The sequence below is a fragment of the Streptomyces sp. NBRC 110035 genome (assembly GCF_000829695.1).
Lineage (GTDB): Bacteria > Actinomycetota > Actinomycetes > Streptomycetales > Streptomycetaceae > Streptomyces.
In genome coordinates this window covers 372,014-390,051 of the sequence record NZ_BBNN01000018.1, presented here as the reverse complement: position 1 = coordinate 390,051, position 18,038 = coordinate 372,014, and the positions used below count along the sequence as shown (strand labels likewise).

Here is an 18,038-nt window from a genome sequence, read left to right as displayed (position 1 = left end):
GACACCCCGCCCCCGCTCGGGGCGACCGCCCGCACCGGATCCCTCCCCGGCTGAACCCATGGGTGCCGATCGCGCGTTCGCGTACGGCGCCGCTGCCGGCCTCCTCGGCGACCTCCTGCTCGGCGATCCCCGCCGCGGGCATCCGGTCGCCGCTTTCGGACGGGCCGCGGCTGCCGTGGAACACATGCTGTGGCGGGACGACCGGGGCCGGGGCGCGCTGCACACCGCCGTCTGCGTCGGCGGGGCCGTCGCTCTGGGGACCCTGGCCGCCCGCTGCGTACGCTCCTCCCCCGCCGCCTCGGTCGCCCTGACCGGCGCGGCCACCTGGGCCGTCGTCGGAGGGACGTCACTGGCCCGGGAGGCCCGCGCCGTCGGGCGTGCCCTGGAGTCCGGGGACCTCGCGGCGGCACGGGCACGGCTGCCGCACCTGTGCGGGCGGGACCCGCAGGCGCTGGACGCCGACGGGATCGCCCGCGCGGTCGTGGAGTCCGTCGCCGAGAACACCTCCGACGCCGTGGTGGGCGCCCTGGTGTGGGGGGCCGTCGCCGGCGTGCCGGGGCTGCTCGGGTTCCGGGCCGTCAACACCCTGGACGCCATGGTCGGCCACAGGTCCCCCCGCCACCTGCGGTACGGCTGGGCCTCCGCGCGCCTCGACGACGTCGCCGGGTGGCCCGGAGCGCGACTGACCGCCGTCCTCGCCTCGGCCGCCGGGCCGGACCCCCGGGGTGCGGTGCGGGCCTGGCACGCGGATGCCGCCCGTCATCCGAGTCCCAACGCCGGGCCCGTGGAGGCGTCCTTCGCGGGCGCGCTCGGCGTGCGGCTCGGCGGGACGCTGTCCTACGCCGGGCGGGTCGAGCACCGGCCCGTCCTCAACGGCGGCGGCCGTGCCGTGACCGTGGCGGACATCGACCGCGCGGTCCGGCTCTCGCGCCGCGTCGGCTGGCTGGCGCTCGGTGCCGGCGCCGTCGCACGGCCCGCGGTGCGAGCGGTGACGCGGTCGGTGATGCGGACGGCACGCCGTGGGAAGCGTGGGAAGGGACGTACGTCATGAGCGGTGGGGGTTTGCTGGTCGCCGGTACGACATCGGACGCCGGCAAGAGCGTGGTGACCGCCGGGATCTGCCGGTGGCTCGTACGGCAGGGCGTCAAGGTCGCGCCGTTCAAGGCACAGAACATGTCGCTGAACTCGTTCGTGACGCGGGAGGGCGCCGAGATCGGCCGGGCACAGGCCATGCAGGCCCAGGCCTGCCGGGTGGAGCCGCACGCGCTGATGAACCCGGTGCTGCTCAAGCCCGGCGGGGAACGGAGCAGCCAGGTGGTCCTGCTGGGCCGGGCGGTCGGCGAGCTGAGCGCGCGCGGCTACCACGGCGGGCGGCAACAGCAGCTCCTGGGCACGGTGCTGGACTGTCTCGCGCAGTTGCGGGGCACGTATGACGCGGTGATCTGTGAAGGGGCCGGCAGCCCGGCCGAGATAAATCTGCGGCGCACCGACATCGTCAACATGGGGATCGCCAGGAACGCCGGGCTCCCCGTCCTCGTCGTCGGCGACATCGACCGCGGCGGTGTCTTCGCCTCCTTCTTCGGCACCGTCGCGCTGCTGTCCCCCGAGGACCAGGAACTGGTCGCCGGGTTCCTGGTGAACAAGTTCCGGGGCGACGTGTCGCTCCTCGAACCGGGCCTGGACATGCTGCACGGTCTGACCGGGCGGCACACCTACGGTGTGCTGCCCTTCCGCCACGGGCTCGGCATCGACGAGGAGGACGGGCTGGCCGTGTCCCTGCGGGGCGCCGTGCGGGAGTCCGCGGTCACCGCGCCGGTCGGCGAGGACGTGCTGCGGGTCGCCGTGTGCGCGGTGCCGCTGATGTCCAACTTCACGGACGTGGACGCGCTGGCCGCCGAACCGGGCGTCGTGGTCCGCTTCGTGGACCGGCCCGAGGAACTGGCCGACGCCGACCTCGTGGTGGTGCCGGGCACACGCGGCACCGTACGGGCGCTTCAGTGGCTGCGGGAGCGCGGACTCGCCGACGCGCTGGGACGGCGGGCGGCCGAGGGCCGGCCCGTGCTCGGGATCTGCGGCGGCTTCCAGATCCTCGGCGAGCGCATCGAGGACGACGTGGAGAGCCGCGCCGGCCGGGTCGACGGGCTCGGCATCCTGCCCGTACGGGTCCGGTTCGCGCGGGAGAAGACGCTCGCACGGCCCGTCGGGCAGGCCCTCGGGGAGCCCGTGGAGGGCTACGAGATCCATCACGGGGTCGCCGACGTACGGGGAGGTGAGGTGTTCCTCTCCGACGAGCGAGGACACGGCCTGGACGGCTGCCGGGTCGAGGCGGCCTGGGGCACGCACTGGCACGGCTCGCTGGAGTCGGACGGTTTCCGCAGGGCCTTCCTGCGCGAGGTGGCCGCCGCCGCGGGACGCCGTTTCGTGCCGGCCCCCGACACCTCGTTCGCCGCGCTGCGCGAGGAGCAGCTCGACCGGCTCGGCGACCTGATCGAACAGCACGCGGACACGGACGCGCTGTGGCGGCTCATCGAGTCCGGCGCGCCACAAGGACTGCCTTTCATTCCACCGGGAGCGCCCGCATGAGCACAGTGTTGTTGTTGTCGACCGCCGACACCGATCTGCTGGCGGCACGCGCCGCCACCGGCGCGTCCTACCGGATCGGCAACCCGACCCGCGTGGACGTGACGGCCGGGCTGCCCGCGCTGCTGGACGGCGCGGACCTCGCCGTCGTACGGCTGCTGGGCGGCAGGCGTGCCTGGGAGGACGGGCTCGCGGCGCTCAGGGCGTCCGGGATCCCGACGGTGCTGCTCGGCGGGGAGGCCGTGCCGGACGCGGAGCTGATGGCCGAGTCGTCGGTGCCCGCCGGTGTCGTGGCGGAGGCGCTGAAGTACCTCGTGGAGGGCGGCCCGGACAACCTGACCGAGCTGGCCCGGTTCCTGTCGGACACCGTCCTGCTCACCGGCGAGGGGTTCGAACAGCCGCAGAAGATGCCGGAGTACGGCGTCCACGGCGCCCGCGCCGTACGGGAGGGCCGCCCGACCGTCGGCGTGCTCTTCTACCGGGCCCATGAACTGAGCGGCAACACCGCCTTCGTGGACACCCTGTGCGACGCGATCGAGGCGTGCGGCGCCAACGCCCTGCCGGTGTACTGCGGTTCGCTGCGCGGCGCCGACGCCGGACTGTACGAGATCCTCGGGCGGGCGGACACACTGGTCGCCACGGTGCTCGCGGCCGGCGGCACGCACGCCTCGCAGGCGTCGGCGGGCGGCGACGAGGAGGCCTGGGACATCGGTGCCCTCGCCGACCTGGACGTGCCGGTGCTGCAGGGGCTGTGCCTGACCTCGTCGCGGGCCGCCTGGGAGGCGTCGGACGCCGCCCTCTCCCCCATGGACGCGGCGATGCAGGTCGCCATCCCGGAGTTCGACGGCCGCCTGGTCACGGTCCCGTTCTCCTTCAAGGAGCAGGGACCCGAAGACGTCCCGGTCTACGTCGCCGACCCCGAGCGGGCCGCACGCGTCGCCGGGATCGCCGTGCGGCACGCGGCGCTGAAGCACAAGGCGAACGCCGAGAAGAAGCTCGCGCTGGTCTTCACCGCGTACCCGACCAAGCACTCGCGCGTCGGCAACGCCGTCGGCCTGGACACCCCCGCCTCGGCGGTGCGGGTGCTGGACGCGCTGCGGGACGCCGGGTACGCGCTCACCGACTACCCCTCCGGCGGCGACGAGCTGATCCACCGGCTCATCGCGGCGGGCGGCCACGACGTCGAGTGGCTGACGGAGGACCAGCTGGCGGCCGCGCCCGCGCGGGTGCCGCTGGCGGACTACCGGGCGTGGTTCCGGACGCTGGACCCGGCGCTGCGGGACGCGATGACCGAGACGTGGGGCGAGCCGCCGGGCTCGCTGTACGTCGACGGCGAGGACATCGTGCTGGCCTCGCTGCGGTTCGGGAACGTCGTGGTGATGATCCAGCCGCCGCGCGGCTTCGGCGAGAACCCCATCGCGATCTACCACGACCCCGACATGCCTCCGTCGCACCACTACCTGGCCGCCTACCGCTGGCTGGAGAACAGTTTCGGCGCCGACGCGATCGTGCACATGGGCAAGCACGGCACGATGGAGTGGCTGCCCGGCAAGGGCCTCGGGCTGAGCGCGGGCTGCGCTCCGGACGCCGTCCTCGGCGACCTCCCGCTGATCTACCCCTTCATCGTCAACGACCCCGGTGAGGGCACCCAGGCCAAGCGGCGCGGGCACGCGACGGTGGTCGATCACCTCGTCCCGCCGATGGCGCGTGCCGACACCTACGGCGACCTGGCGAAACTGGAGCAGCTCCTCGACGAGTACGCGCTGGTCTCCGACCTGGACCCGGAGAAGGCTCCGGCGGTACGGGCGCAGATCTGGACCCTGGTCAAGGCCGCCGAGCTCCACCACGACCTGCATGTGGACGACCAGCCGGACGACGACGACTTCGACTCGTTCGTCATGCACATCGACGGCTATCTGTGCGAGATCAAGGACGTGCAGATCCGCGACGGACTGCACGTCCTCGGCGGCGGGCCGGTCGGCGAGCCGCGCGTCAACCTGGTGCTCGCCGTGCTGCGCGCCTCCCAGGTGTGGGGCGGGCAGGCGAACGCGCTGCCGGGCCTGCGGGCCTCGCTCGCCGAGCACTTCGGGCTGGTGGAGAAGGAGCTGCTGGCCGAGCCCGGCGCCCCGGTGAAGGTACCGGTGGAGCTGACGGAACGGGTGGACGGCCCGGCCCGCTCGGCCGCCGACGCGGTCGACCTGCTGGAGCAGCTGTGCCGGCGGATCGCGGAGGGCATGGAGGAACGCGGCTGGGCGGTCGAGGAGGGCGGGCCGCTGGTGCGCGAGGTGCTGGGCGCCGAACTCCCGGACGCGGTGGCCGTGGTGGAGTTCGCCTGCACCGAGGTCGTGCCGCGGCTCGCCCGGACGACCGACGAGATCGGGCACATCCTGCGCGCGCTGGACGGCGGTTACGTCCCGGCGGGCCCGTCCGGTTCACCGACGCGCGGGCTGGTCAACGTCCTGCCGACCGGCCGGAACTTCTACTCCGTCGACCCCAAGGCGATCCCGTCCCGGCTGAGCTGGGAGGTCGGCCAGTCGCTGGCGGACTCGCTGGTCCAGCGGTATCTGCAGGACACCGGCGCGTACCCGAAGTCGGTCGGCCTGACGGTGTGGGGCACGTCCGCGATGCGTACCCAGGGCGACGACATCGCCGAGATCCTGGCACTGCTGGGCTGCCGTCCGGTGTGGGACGACGCGTCGCGCCGGGTGACCGGCTTCGAGGTGGTCCCCCTCGAGGAGCTGGGCCGGCCGCGCATCGACGTCACGGTCCGCATCTCCGGGTTCTTCCGGGACGCCTTCCCGCACGTGGTCGGGCTGATCGACGACGCGGTACGGGCGGTGGCCGAGCTGGACGAGGCCGCGGAGTCGAATTTCGTGAAGGCGCACGCCGACGCGGACACCGCCGAGCACGGCGACCGGCGCCGGGCCACCGCCCGCATCTTCGGCTCCAAGCCGGGCGCCTACGGTGCCGGCCTGCTGCCGCTGATCGACGCCCGCAACTGGCGTTCCGACGCGGACCTCGCCGAGGTGTACGCGGTGTGGGGCGGTTACGCCTACGGGCGCGGGCTCGACGGGCGGGCGGCGCGCGGCGACATGGAGACGGCGTTCAAGCGGATCGCGGTCGCGGCGAAGAACGTCGACACGCGCGAGCACGATCTCGTCGACGCGGACGACTACTTCCAGTACCACGGCGGCATGGTCGCGATGGTGCGGCACCTGACGGGCGCGAGCCCGGAGGCGTACGTCGGCGACTCGGCGACCCCGGACCAGGTGAGGACCCGGACCCTGGGCGAGGAGACGCACCGGGTTTTCCGTGCCCGAGTGGTCAATCCCCGCTGGATGAGTGCCATGCGAAGGCACGGCTACAAGGGTGCTTTCGAGATGGCGGCCACCGTTGACTACCTCTTCGGCTACGACGCCACGGCAGGCGTCGTGGACGACTGGATGTACGAGCGACTTGCGGTGGAGTACGTGTTCTCGGCGGAGAACCAGGACTTCATGAGGAAGTCCAACCCCTGGGCTCTGCGGGGCATCACCGAACGCCTGCTGGAGGCAGCCGACCGAGGGCTGTGGGCGGAGCCGGACCAGGAGACCCTGGACCGGCTCCGGGCGACCTACCTCGAACTTGAGGGCGACCTGGAGGGAGAGCAGTGATCCCCGTCCAGTCGCCGCGTGGGCGGGGAGCAGGCAGGCGTCGTCCACGACCGGACGGGCGGGACCGGACCGCCCCCACAGGGGCGGGGAGCATGCCTGCATCCCCACCTCGCACTGATCGACTGATCGGCACGACACCTACAGACCACTCGAAGGGGTGAATTCGACGTGAGCACGCCCTATCCGTTCACCGCCGTTGTCGGCCAGAACGACCTACGGCTCGCGCTGCTACTCAACGCCGTGTCGCCGCAGGTCGGTGGCGTACTGGTCCGCGGTGAAAAAGGAACCGCCAAGTCCACGGCCGTGCGTGCCCTTTCAGCACTGTTGCCGACGGTGGACGTCGTCTCCGGGTGCCGTTTCTCCTGCGCCCCCGGCTCCCCCGACCCCGGGTGCCCGGACGGGCCGCACGAGCAGGGGGCGTTCGAGTCGAGGCCGGCGCGGATGGTCGAACTGCCCGTCGGTGCCTCCGAGGACCGGCTGGTGGGGGCGCTCGACATCGAGCGGGCGCTCTCGGAGGGCGTGAAGGCTTTCGAACCGGGTCTGCTCGCCGACGCGCATCGCGGGATCCTTTACGTCGACGAGGTCAACCTCCTGCACGACCACCTCGTGGACCTCCTGTTGGACGCCGCTGCCATGGGCGCCTCGTACGTCGAGCGCGAGGGTGTCTCCGTGCGGCACGCGGCCCGTTTCCTGCTCGTCGGGACCATGAACCCCGAGGAGGGCGAGCTGCGGCCCCAGTTGCTGGACCGTTTCGGGCTCACCGTGGAGGTCTCCGCCTCGCGCGAGCCCGACCAGCGGGTGGAGGTGGTCCGGCGGCGGCTCGCCCACGACGACGACCCGGCCGGCTTCGCCGCCCGCTGGGCCGACGAGGAGGCCGCCGTACGGGCCCGGATCGTGGCGGCGCGGGAACTGCTGCCGTCGGTGCGCCTCGGCGACGGGGCGCTGCGGCAGATCGCGGCGACCTGTGCGGCGTTCGAGGTCGACGGCATGCGGGCCGACATCGTGATGGCCCGGACCGCGACCGCGCTGGCGGCCTGGGCCGGGCGGACCGATGTGCTCGCCGAGGACGTGCGGCAGGCCGCGCTGCTGGCCCTGCCGCACCGCAGGCGCCGTTCGCCCTTCGACGCGCCCGGCCTGGACGAGGACAAGCTCGACGAGACGCTGGAGGAGTTCGGCGGCCCCGGTGAGGGCGGGGACGAGGGCGAGGGCGACGACGATCCCGACCCGGGACCCGACGGCGGCCCCGGCGGCCCCGGCGGGCAGCCGGAGCCCGACGACGGCCCGCGGAGCGACGGTGACACCGCCGCGCGGCCCGAGGCCGGGGAGGACGGCGAGCCGCAGCCGGGTTCCGGTGGCGGCGCGGGCGAGCAGACCCCGGCGCGTGCCGCCGAGCCCTTCCGTACGAAGGTGCTGAGCGTGCCCGGGCTCGGTGAGGGTGCCGCCGGGCGGCGCTCGCGGGCGCGGGCCGAGCGCGGGCGGACCACAGGGGCCCGGCGGCCCCGGGGTGCGCTGACCAGGCTGCACCTGGCGGCCACCGTGCAGGCCGCCGCGCCGCATCAGCGGGCGCGGGGGCGCAGCGGCCCGGGGCTGGTGGTCCGGCGGGACGATCTCAGGCAGGCGGTGCGTGAGGGGCGCGAGTCCAATCTCGTGCTGTTCGTCGTGGACGCCTCCGGTTCGATGGCGGCGCGGCAGCGGATGAGCGCCGTCAAGGGTGCCGTGCTGTCGCTGCTGCTCGACGCCTACCAGCGGCGGGACAAGGTGGGACTGGTGACCTTCCGGGGGTCGGCGGCCGAGGTCGTGCTGCCGCCGACGTCGTCGGTGGACGCGGCGGCGGTGCGGCTGGAGTCGCTGCCGACCGGTGGGCGTACGCCGCTGGCGGCCGGGCTGCTCAAGGCGCACGACGTGCTGCGGGTGGAGCGGCTGCGCGACCCCGCGCGGCGGGCGCTGGTGGTCGTGGTGACGGACGGACGGGCCACCGGTGGCCCGGAGCCGGTCGCCCTCGCCGGGCGGGCGGCGCGGCTGTTCGCCGCCGAGGGGACGGCCTGCGTGGTCGTGGACTGCGAGTCGGGGCCGGTGCGGCTGGGGCTCGCCGGGCAGCTCGCGGGTGAGCTGGGCGGCTCGGCGGTGACGCTGGACGAGCTGCGGGCCGACTCGATCGCCGGGCTGGTCAGGGACGTGCAGGGGGCCACCGGGGCGAGGAGGGCCGCGTAATGCCGAAGGGACAGCCGAGTGTCGTGCCGGACGACGGGATGACGACCCGTCAGCGGCGTAATCGTCCGCTGGTCGTCGTGCACACGGGCATCGGGAAGGGCAAGTCGACGGCCGCCTTCGGGCTGGCGCTGCGGGCCTGGAACCAGGGCTGGCCGATCGGGGTGTTCCAGTTCGTCAAGTCGGCGAAGTGGAAGGTCGGCGAGGAGAACGCGCTGCGGGTGCTCGGCGCCTCCGGCGAGGGCGGCAGCGTCAGCTGGCACAAGATGGGTGAGGGCTGGTCCTGGGTGCAGCGGGACGCCCAGATGGACAACGAGGAGAAGGCCCGGGAGGGCTGGGAGCAGGTCAAGCGGGACCTGGCCGCCGAGACGTACCGGCTGTACGTGCTCGACGAGTTCGCGTACCCGATGCACTGGGGGTGGATCGACACCGACGAGGTCGTCGAGGTGCTGCGCGGGCGGCCCGGGACCCAGCATGTCGTGATCACGGGGCGCAACGCGCCGGAGAAGCTGGTGGACCTCGCCGACCTGGTGACCGACATGTCCAAGGTCAAGCATCCGATGGACGCGGGGCAGAAGGGGCAGAGGGGCATCGAGTGGTGAGGGCGTCGGTGCCCCGGCTGGTCGTCGCCGCGCCCTCCTCGGGCAGCGGCAAGACCACCGTGGCCACGGGGTTGATGGCCGCGCTCACCGCGCGGGGGCTCGCCGTGTCCCCGCACAAGGTCGGGCCGGACTACATCGACCCCGGGTATCACGCGCTCGCCACCGGGCGCGTGGGGCGCAACCTGGACGCGTACCTGTGCGGGCCCGAGCTGATCGGGCCGTTGTTCCTGCACGGGGCGCGCGGGTGTGACATCGCGGTCGTCGAGGGCGTGATGGGGCTGTACGACGGGGCCGCGGGCGAAGGGGAGCTGGCGTCCACGGCCCAGGTGGCGAAGCTGCTGCGGGCGCCGGTGGTGCTGGTCGTGGACGCGTCGTCGCAGTCGCGGTCGGTGGCGGCGCTGGTGCACGGGTTCGTGTCCTGGGATCCGGAGGTGCGGATCGGGGGCGTGATCCTCAACAAGGTCGCCTCGGACCGGCACGAGGCGTTGCTGCGGGAGGCACTCGACCCCGTCGGCGTGCCCGTGCTGGGTGTTCTGCGGCGGGCCGCCCAGGTCGAGACGCCGGCTCGGCATCTGGGACTGGTGCCGGTGGCCGAGCGGCGGGCCGGGGCGGTCGACGCGGTCGGTGCGATGGCCGCGCAGGTGGCCGAGGGCTGTGACCTGGAGGTGTTGGTCTCCCTGGCCCGGGGGGCCGGGGCGTTGTCGTGTGCGGGGTGGGACGCGGGTGCGGCTCTGACTTCCTCGTCCCCGCCGCCCCTTCCCTCCCCGGCCCCGGGGGCCGCGCCCCCGGACCCCCGCCTCCGGCCTGAACGGCCTCGTCCTCAGGCTTCCCCGAGTTCTTCGAGCAGGGAGGTGCCCCCGGACGGGCTGCCGGTGGTCGCCGTGGCCGGTGGGGCCGCGTTCACCTTCTCCTATGCCGAGCAGGCCGAGTTGCTTGCCGCCGCCGGGGCCGACGTCGTCGTCTTCGATCCGTTGCGGGACGAGGAGCTGCCCGACGGGGCCCGCGGGTTGGTGGTCGGTGGCGGGTTTCCCGAGGTGTACGCCTCCGAGCTGTCCGCCAACGAACGGCTCAGGAAGGCCGTGGGCGCCCTCGCGGAGAGGGGTGCGCCGGTCGCCGCCGAGTGTGCGGGACTGCTGTACCTGTGCCGGGAGCTGGACGGGCTGTCCATGTGCGGGGTGCTGGACGCCTCCGCGCGGATGACCGGGCGGCTCACCCTGGGCTACCGGGACGCCGTGGCGGTGTCCGACAGTGTGCTGGCCGGGGCCGGGGCGCGGATGCGGGGACACGAGTTCCACCGCACCGTCGTCGAACCCGGTGCGGGGGGCGCTCCCGCGTGGGGGGTGCGGACACCGGCGCCGCGCGTCGAAGGCTTCGTACAGCGCGGTGTGCACGCGAGCTATCTGCACACGCACTGGGCGTCCGAGCCCGGTGTGGCCCGTCGGTTCGTCGAGAGGTGCCGGACGTCATGAGCGGCAGGAACAGGCTGATCGGGGTCGGGGTCGGCCCCGGTGATCCGGAACTGGTGACCGTGAAGGGGGTGAACGCCCTGCGCGCGGCCGGCGTCGTCGTCGTGCCCGTGATGGCGGCACCCGACGGGAAGGACGGCGGGGAGCGGGGGCGGGCCGAGGCCACCGTGCTGCACTACGTGCCCCGGGAGAAGGTCGTCCGGGTGGTGTTCGCGCTGAACGAGCGCACCGACCGGGCGCGGCGCGAGGCCGCCTGGGACGCGGCCGGTGAGCGGGTGGCCGGGCTGCTGCGGGAGAGCGGTCACGTCGCGTTCGCGACCATCGGTGATCCCAACGTGTACTCGACGTTCACGTATCTCGCCCAGACCGTCGCGGAGTCGGTGCCGGGGACGGTCGTCGAGACCGTGCCGGGGATCACTGCGATGCAGGACCTGGCGGCGCGTTCCGGTGCCGTGCTCACCGAGGGGACCGAGCCGCTCACGCTGGTGCCGGTGACCGCCGGGTCCGCCGTGCTCAAGGACGCGCTGGCCGGGCCCGGCACGGTCGTCGCCTACAAGTTCGGGCGGCGGGCGGGCGAGGTGGCCGAGGCGCTGAGGGAGAGCGGGCGGCTCGGGGACGCCGTGTGGGGGGCGGCGCTCGGGCTGCCGGAGGAGTTCGTCCGGCCGGCCGCCGAGCTGGACGGGGCGCCCCTGCCCTATCTGTCGACGCTCATCGCTCCGCCCCGGCGGGACGGCGGGCGGGGCGGCAAGTTGTGAGCGCGGTCCCAGGACCCGCAGGACCCGCAGGACCCGCAAAAACCTCAGAAACCTCAGAAACCTCAGAAACCTCAGGAGAGGATCGTTTCCCCATGGCCGACGCCCCCACCGGCAAGGTGACCTTCGTCGGTGCCGGCCCCGGTGCCGCCGATCTGCTGACGCTGCGCGCCGCGCGCGTGATCGCCGAGGCCGATGTCGTGGTCTGGGCCGCCAGCCTGGTCCAGGCGGAGGTCCTCGACCACGCGCGGGAGGACGCCGAGATCCTGGACTCGGCCACGATGTCCCTGGAGGACGTCGTGGCCGTGTACGAACGGGCCCTCTCCCAGGGGCTGAGGGTGGCCAGGATCCACTCCGGTGACCCCTCGCTCTGGGGCGGCACGCAGGAGCAGCTCGACCGGTGTGCCGAGCTGGGCATCGCCACCGAGATCGTGCCCGGTGTGTCGTCCTTCTCGGCCGTCGCGGCGCTCGCGCAGCGGGAGCTGACCATTCCCGAGGTGGCGCAGTCCGTGGTGCTGACCCGGCTGGGCGGCGGCAAGACGCCGATGCCGCCCGGTGAGGAGGTCCGGGAGTTCGCACGGCACGGCACCACCATGGCGGTCTTCCTGTCGGCGGCGCGCAGCGGTCAGCTGGTGCGGGAGCTGCTGGAGGGCGGCTACCCGACCGGTACGCCGGTCGTCGTCGCGTACCAGGCGACCTGGCCGGAGGAGCTGGTCGTGAAGTGCACGATCGGCACGCTGGAGGAGACGGTCAAGGAGCACAAGCTCTGGAAGCACACCCTGTTCCTCGTCGGCCCGGCGCTCGACGCGAGCGGCACCCGCTCGCACCTGTATCACCCCGGTCACTTCCACGGTTACCGCAAGGCCGACCCGAAGGCCCGCAGGGCGTTGCGCAGTAAGGGCGCGAGCACGTGATCACCGTCGTGGGCACCGGAACCGGGGTGCCTCCGGACGGGGCCGTCCTCGCCGGGGCGGAGCTGGTCGTGGGCGGGCGGCGGCACCTGGACGCCGTGCGGCTGCCCGAGGGGGCCGAGCAGGTCGTCCTCGGGCCGTTGGCGCCGGCGCTGGAGACCGTGGAGAAGTACGTCGCCGAGGAGCGCCGGACCGTCGTGCTGGCGTCCGGGGACCCCGGGTTCCTGGGGATCGTGCGGGCGCTGGCCGAGCGGTTCGGGCCGGAGCTGCTGGACGTGCGGCCGGGTGTCTCCTCGGTGGCCGCCGCCTTCGCACGGGTCGGGCTGCCCTGGGACGACGCGGTCGTGGTCAGCGCGCACGGCAGGGACCCGCGTACGGCCGTGAACCTGTGCCGCGCGCATCCGAAGGTCGCCGTGCTGACCGGGCCGGGCGCCGGACCGGCGGAGCTGGGGGCCGCGCTGGCCCGGCACTGCCCGGACCGCGTTCTGGTCGTCGCCTCCTCGCTGGGCGATCCGGAGCGTGAGCGGATCGAGCGGGTCGCACCCGCCCGGGCGGCGGCGCGGGACTGGGGGAACGCGGTGAGCGTCGTGCTGTGCCTGGACGAGCCGCGGGCCCTCGGTCCGGTGCGGACCGTCGCGGGCGGGGCCGCCGGCCGGCCGGGCGGCTGGGCGCTGGAGGAGACCGCGTTCGCCCACCGGGACTCGATGATCACCAAGTTCGAGGTGCGGGCACTGGCGCTGGCACGACTCGGGCCGCGCCCCGGCGAGTCGGTGTGGGACGTCGGCGCGGGTTCGGGGTCCGTCGCCGTGGAGTGCGCCCGGTTGGGCGCCGCCGTCACCGCGGTGGAGAAGACCGCGGACGGAGTGGGGCGGATCCGCGCCAACGCCCTCGCGCACGGGGTGGACGTACGCGTGGTGCACGGGGCGGCGCCGACCGTGCTGTCCGATCTCGACGATCCCGACGCGGTGTTCGTCGGCGGGGGCGGGCGGGACCTGCCCGTCGTCGTCACCGCGTGCGCGCGGCGGGCACGGCGCACGGTCGTCGTCGCCCTGGCCGCGCTGGACCGGGTGCCGGCCGTGCGTGAGGCGCTGACCGGGGCCGGTTTCACCTGCGGCGGGGTGCTGCTGCAGTCGTCGCGTCTCGCGCCGCTGCCCGGGGACGTGACCCGGCTGGCGGCGACCAACCCCGTCTTCCTGCTGTGGGGCGTACGGCCCCCGGCGGAGACCGGCAACGGTTTCGACGGCATCGACAGAGAAGGAGTTGCCCAGTGATCGGCCTCATTTCCGCCACCGCGGCGGGAGCCGCCGCGCGGGACCGGCTGGCCGCCGCGTGGCCGGACCGTACCCGCGTGTACGAGGGTCCCGTCGGGGACGCCGTGCGGGCGGCGTTCGCGCAGTGCGAGCGGATCGTGTGCTTCCTGGCCACGGGCGCGGTGGTGCGGCTGGTGGCACCGCTGCTGGAGGACAAGGCGAGCGACCCGGGCGTGGTGTGCGTCGACGAGGCGGGCCGGTTCGCGGTGTCGCTGGTGGGCGGGCACGGCGGCGGTGCGAACGAGCTCGCGCGCGAGGTCGGCGAGGTGCTGGGCGCCGAGCCGGTGGTGACCACGGCGACCGATGCCGTGGGGCTGGCCGGCCTGGACACCCTGGGTCTGCCGGTGGAGGGCGACGTGGCCGCCGTGTCGCGCGCGCTGCTGGACGGCGAGGCGGTGGCGCTGCGCGCCGACGTGACCTGGCCGCTGCCGCCGCTGCCGCTCTCCGGCGAGGGGGCGTACACGGTCCGGCTCACGGACCGTGTGGTCGGACCTCGCGCAGGAGAGGTCGTCCTCCGGCCGCCGACCCTCGTCGTCGGGGTCGGCGCCTCCAGGGGCGCGCCGGCCGAGGAGGTGCTCGCGCTGGTCGAGGGCGCGCTGCGCGACGCCGGGTTGTCGGCCGCGTCGCTCGCCCGCCTGGCCACCGTGGACACGAAGGCCGGGGAGCCCGGCATCGTGGAGGCGGCCCGGCGGCTCGCGGTGCCGCTGGTGACGTACGCCGCCGAGGAGTTGGCGCGCGTGGGCGTGCCGAACCCCTCCGGCGCGCCGCTCGCCGCCGTCGGCACCCCGTCGGTGGCGGAGGCCGCCGCGCTGGCGGGCGGGGGCGAGCTCCTCGTGCCCAAGCGCAAGTCGGAACGCGGGGACGGGCGGCCCGCGATGGCGACCTGTGCCGTCGTGCGGCGGCCGGGGCGCGGGCGGCTCGCGGTGGTCGGGCTCGGGCCGGGCGCCCGGGACCTGCTCACCCCGCGTGCGAAGGCGGAGCTGCGGGGCGCGTCCGTGCTGGTGGGTCTCGACCAGTACGTCGACCAGATCCGCGATCTGCTGCGGCCCGGCACCCTGGTCCTGGAGTCGGGGCTCGGTGCGGAGGAGGAGCGGGCGCGCACGGCCGTCGAACAGGCCCGCCGGGGGCGGGCGGTCGCGCTGGTCGGCAGCGGGGACGCGGGCGTGTACGCCATGGCCTCCCCGGCGCTCGCCGAGGCGTCCGACGACATCGACGTGGTCGGCGTGCCCGGCGTGACGGCGGCGCTGGCGGCCGGGGCGGTCCTCGGCGCGCCGCTGGGCCACGACCATGTGTCGATCAGCCTGTCCGACCTGCACACGCCGTGGGAGGTCATCGAACGGCGGGTGCGGGCCTCGGCCGAGGCCGACCTCGTCGTGACGTTCTACAACCCGCGCAGCCGGGGCCGTGACTGGCAGCTGCCCAAGGCCCTCGCGATCCTCGCGGAGCACCGGCGGCCGACGACGCCGGTCGGTGTCGTGCGGAACGCCTCGCGGCCGGACGAGTCGAGCCGGCTGACGACGCTGGCCGCGCTGGACCCGGTGACCGTCGACATGATGACGGTGGTGACCGTGGGCAACACGGCGACCCGCGAGGTCGCGGGCCGGATGGTCACCCCGCGCGGCTACCGCTGGCAGGCGGCATCGACGAGCGGCTCCGCCGCGGGCCGGGAGGAGTCCCGGTGAACCGTGTCGTCCACCCCATCGAGCAGGAGTCCTTCCGGCGGCTGCGGTCCCGGCTGGACACCTCGCACTTCCCGCCGCTGACCCGGGCGGTCGTCGAGCGGGTCGTCCACTCGGCGGCCGACCTGGACTACGCGTCCGATCTCGTGCTGGACGAGGCGGAGCTGGCGGCGGCCCACGCCGCGCTGCATGCCGGGGCGCCGGTCGTCGCGGACGTGGAGATGGTCGCGGCGGGGATCACCCGCCGCGAGACCGTGTGCCGGCTCAAGGACGCCAGGTCCGGGCCCGGTCTGACGCGTTCCGCGCACGCGGTGCGGCTGGCGTACGACGAGGTGGGGCCCGGTGCCCTGTGGGTAATCGGCTGCGCGCCGACCGCCCTCGAGGAGCTGCTGACCCTGGACGCCTCGCCCGCGCTCGTCATCGGGCTGCCCGTCGGTTTCGTCGGAGCGTCCGAGTCCAAGGCCGCGTTGCGCGAAAGCGGGCTGCCCGCCGTGAGCAACGTGTCCGAGAAGGGCGGTTCGGCGGTCGCCGCAGCCGCGCTCAACGCCCTTTTGTACCACCCCACTTCGTCTGAGGAGAACGACCTGTGACCACCCAGCCCGCGCTGCTCATCGCCGGCCACGGCACCCGGGACGACGCCGGAGCACAGGCGTTCCGGGACTTCGTACGGGAGCTGGGGCGCCGGAACCCCGAACTGCCCGTCGCCGGCGGCTTCATCGAGCTGTCCCCGCCGCCGCTGGGCGAGGCCGTCGCCGAGCTGGTGGAGCGGGGCGTACGGCGGTTCGCGGCGGTCCCGCTGATGCTGGTGTCCGCCGGACACGCCAAGGGCGACATTCCGGCGGCGCTGGCCCGGGAGAAGGAACGCCACCCCGGCCTCTCCTACACGTACGGCCGTCCGCTGGGCCCGCACCCCGCCCTGCTGAGCGTGCTGGAGCGGCGGCTGGCCCAGGCGGTGGATCCCTCCTGGGACCCCGCCGAGGTGACCGTGCTGCTGGTGGGGCGCGGGTCGACGGACCCGGACGCCAACGCCGAGGTGTTCAAGGCGGCGCGGCTGCTGTGGGAGGGGCGCGGGTACGGGGCCTTGGAGACGGCGTTCGTGTCGCTGGCCGCGCCGGACGTGCCGGGCGGGCTGGACCGGTGCGTGCGGCTCGGCGCCCGGCGGATCGTGGTCCTGCCGTACTTCCTGTTCACCGGCATCCTGCCGGACCGGGTACGGCGGCAGACGGAGGAGTGGGCGGCGGCGCACCCGGAGACACAGGTGCGGTCGGCGGACGTCATCGGTCCCGAGCCGGAGCTGCTGGACCTGGTGATGGAGCGGTACGCGGAGGCGGTGAAGGGCGACCTGCGGATGAACTGCGACAGCTGCGTGTACCGGATCGCGCTGCCGGGCTTCGAGGACAAGGTGGGGATGGCGCAGCAGCCCCACTTCCACCCGGACGACGACGGCCACCACCATCACGGCCACGACCACGGTCACACGCACTCCCATGCGCACTGACTCCGCCGCCCCCAGGGCAGTCGGGCACGACCTGCGGCACCACGGGGACGCCGAGGTCCGCGACGACGGTGCCGCACTGGTCGACCTGGCCGTGAACGTCCGCGCGGACACTCCCCCGGCGTGGCTGCGCGAGCGCATCGCCGGATCGCTGGCCGGCCTCGCCGCCTACCCGGACGGGCGGGCGGCGCGGGCCGCGGTGGCGGCGCGGCACGGGCTGCCGGTGGAGCGGGTGCTGCTGACTGCGGGGGCGGCGGAGGCGTTCGTGCTGCTGGCGCGGGCGCTGAGGGTGCGCCGGCCGGTGGTGGTGCATCCGCAGTTCACGGAGCCGGAGGCGGCGCTGCGGGAGGCGGGGCACACGGTCGACCGGGTGCTGCTGCGGGAGGAGGACGGTTTCCGGCTGGACCCCGAGGCGGTTCCCGGGTCCGCGGACCTGGTGGTGATCGGCAACCCGACGAATCCGACGTCCGTCCTGCACCCGGCCGCCGCCGTCGCCCGGCTCGCCCGGCCCGGGCGGACGCTGGTCGTGGACGAGGCGTTCCTGGACGCGGTGCCCGGTGAGCGGGAGACGCTGGCCGGGCGGACGGACGTGCCGGGGCTGGTGGTGCTGCGCAGCCTCACCAAGACGTGGGGCCTGGCGGGGCTGCGCATCGGGTACGTGCTGGCCGGGCCGGAGACGGTCGAGCGGCTGGCGCGGGCGCAGCCCCTGTGGCCGGTGTCCACGCCCGCGCTGGCCGCGGCGCAGGCGTGCGTCGGGCCCGGGGCCCTGGCGGAGGCGGCCGAGGCGGCCCGCCGCGTCGCCGCGGACCGCTCCCGTCTCCTCACCGGGCTCGGGGAGTTCGCCGGCCGCGGGGTACGGGTCGTGGAAGGCGCCGAGGGTCCCTTCGTCCTCCTGCGGCTCCCGCGCGCGGCGGCGGTACGGGAGCGCCTGCGCGCCCTGGGCTTCGCGGTACGACGCGGGGACACGTTCCCGGGCCTCGACGAACGCTGGCTGCGCGTCGCGGTACGCGACCGCGCGACGACGGACGCGTTCCTGAAGGCCCTGGGCCGGGCCCTGGACACGGTCTGACCCGAGCCGGGCCGCGTAGCCTCGTACCGGCAAAGCCCTGGCCCCGCGCCCGTTCCGGGCGCCGCCGGCCGGCGACACCACGCCCCGCCGGCCCCGTGCCGACGACCGAGACCCCGGTGCCGGGGAGGCCAGGCCTCGGGGACGTGGCGGCGGGGCTTCTCACACGCGGCGCCCCCGCGGGACGGCAGGCGGCCCGCCGTCCCCGTCGCCCGTACCGCACAGGGAGGACGGGCAACCGCCCGTACGGGCCGGCCCCCGCCGGTGGAAACACCAGGCCCACCCCACCGGCACCACCCTGCCATGCCCCCCTGCC

The 18,038-nt window shown here is 74.7% G+C and carries 13 protein-coding genes; all 13 read left to right on the top strand.

Annotated elements, in window-relative coordinates:
- Positions 1 to 58 precede the first annotated feature (58 nt).
- The 13 genes from TU30_RS08105 to cobC all read left to right on the top strand — a co-directional run bounded on the left by TU30_RS08105 (position 59) and on the right by cobC (position 17,725).
- Positions 59 to 1,051: a cobalamin biosynthesis protein gene (locus TU30_RS08105; protein ID WP_042166407.1), complete on the top strand. Its 993-nt coding sequence runs from the start codon at positions 59 to 61 to the stop codon at positions 1,049 to 1,051.
- Positions 1,048 to 2,583: a cobyric acid synthase gene (locus tag TU30_RS08100; protein ID WP_042166405.1), complete on the top strand. Its 1,536-nt coding sequence runs from the start codon at positions 1,048 to 1,050 to the stop codon at positions 2,581 to 2,583. Before TU30_RS08105 ends, TU30_RS08100 begins: the two co-directional genes overlap by 4 nt.
- The gene (gene cobN, locus TU30_RS08095; RefSeq protein ID WP_042166403.1) at positions 2,580 to 6,233 is read left to right on the top strand and encodes a cobaltochelatase subunit CobN; all 3,654 of its coding nucleotides are present in this window, start codon (positions 2,580 to 2,582) and stop codon (positions 6,231 to 6,233) included. The genes TU30_RS08100 and cobN overlap by 4 nt, the downstream gene beginning before the upstream one ends.
- Positions 6,234 to 6,401: 168 nt before the next feature.
- Positions 6,402 to 8,444, top strand: a complete 2,043-nt coding sequence (locus TU30_RS08090) for a putative cobaltochelatase (protein ID WP_042166402.1) — start codon at positions 6,402 to 6,404, stop codon at positions 8,442 to 8,444.
- Positions 8,444 to 9,043 carry a cob(I)yrinic acid a,c-diamide adenosyltransferase gene (gene cobO, locus TU30_RS08085; protein ID WP_042166398.1) on the top strand — a complete coding sequence of 200 codons (600 nt, stop codon included), beginning with the start codon at positions 8,444 to 8,446 and terminating at the stop codon, positions 9,041 to 9,043. Before TU30_RS08090 ends, cobO begins: the two co-directional genes overlap by 1 nt.
- Positions 9,040 to 10,512, top strand: a complete 1,473-nt coding sequence (locus tag TU30_RS08080) for a cobyrinate a,c-diamide synthase (RefSeq protein ID WP_042166647.1) — start codon at positions 9,040 to 9,042, stop codon at positions 10,510 to 10,512. Before cobO ends, TU30_RS08080 begins: the two co-directional genes overlap by 4 nt.
- Entirely contained in the window at positions 10,497 to 11,264 is a 768-nt protein-coding gene (gene cobI / locus TU30_RS08075; RefSeq protein WP_370626586.1) for a precorrin-2 C(20)-methyltransferase, read from the top strand. The genes TU30_RS08080 and cobI overlap by 16 nt, the downstream gene beginning before the upstream one ends.
- Before the next feature lie 92 nt (positions 11,265 to 11,356).
- The gene (cobM, locus tag TU30_RS08070; protein WP_042166394.1) at positions 11,357 to 12,175 is read left to right on the top strand and encodes a precorrin-4 C(11)-methyltransferase; all 819 of its coding nucleotides are present in this window, start codon (positions 11,357 to 11,359) and stop codon (positions 12,173 to 12,175) included.
- A complete protein-coding gene (locus TU30_RS08065) occupies positions 12,172 to 13,443 on the top strand; it encodes a bifunctional cobalt-precorrin-7 (C(5))-methyltransferase/cobalt-precorrin-6B (C(15))-methyltransferase (RefSeq protein ID WP_042166392.1) in 1,272 nt (423 codons plus the stop codon). The genes cobM and TU30_RS08065 overlap by 4 nt, the downstream gene beginning before the upstream one ends.
- Positions 13,440 to 15,164 (top strand): precorrin-3B C(17)-methyltransferase, encoded by a 1,725-nt coding sequence (gene cobJ, locus TU30_RS08060; protein WP_042166389.1) that lies wholly within the window; start codon positions 13,440 to 13,442, stop codon positions 15,162 to 15,164. Before TU30_RS08065 ends, cobJ begins: the two co-directional genes overlap by 4 nt.
- Positions 15,161 to 15,751, top strand: coding sequence for a precorrin-8X methylmutase (locus tag TU30_RS08055; RefSeq protein ID WP_042166388.1), 591 nt, complete (start codon positions 15,161 to 15,163; stop codon positions 15,749 to 15,751). The genes cobJ and TU30_RS08055 overlap by 4 nt, the downstream gene beginning before the upstream one ends.
- Positions 15,748 to 16,659, top strand: coding sequence for a sirohydrochlorin chelatase (locus tag TU30_RS08050; protein WP_042166385.1), 912 nt, complete (start codon positions 15,748 to 15,750; stop codon positions 16,657 to 16,659). Before TU30_RS08055 ends, TU30_RS08050 begins: the two co-directional genes overlap by 4 nt.
- Entirely contained in the window at positions 16,649 to 17,725 is a 1,077-nt protein-coding gene (cobC, locus tag TU30_RS08045) for an Rv2231c family pyridoxal phosphate-dependent protein CobC (RefSeq protein ID WP_042166383.1), read from the top strand. The genes TU30_RS08050 and cobC overlap by 11 nt, the downstream gene beginning before the upstream one ends.
- Positions 17,726 to 18,038: the final 313 nt, after the last annotated feature.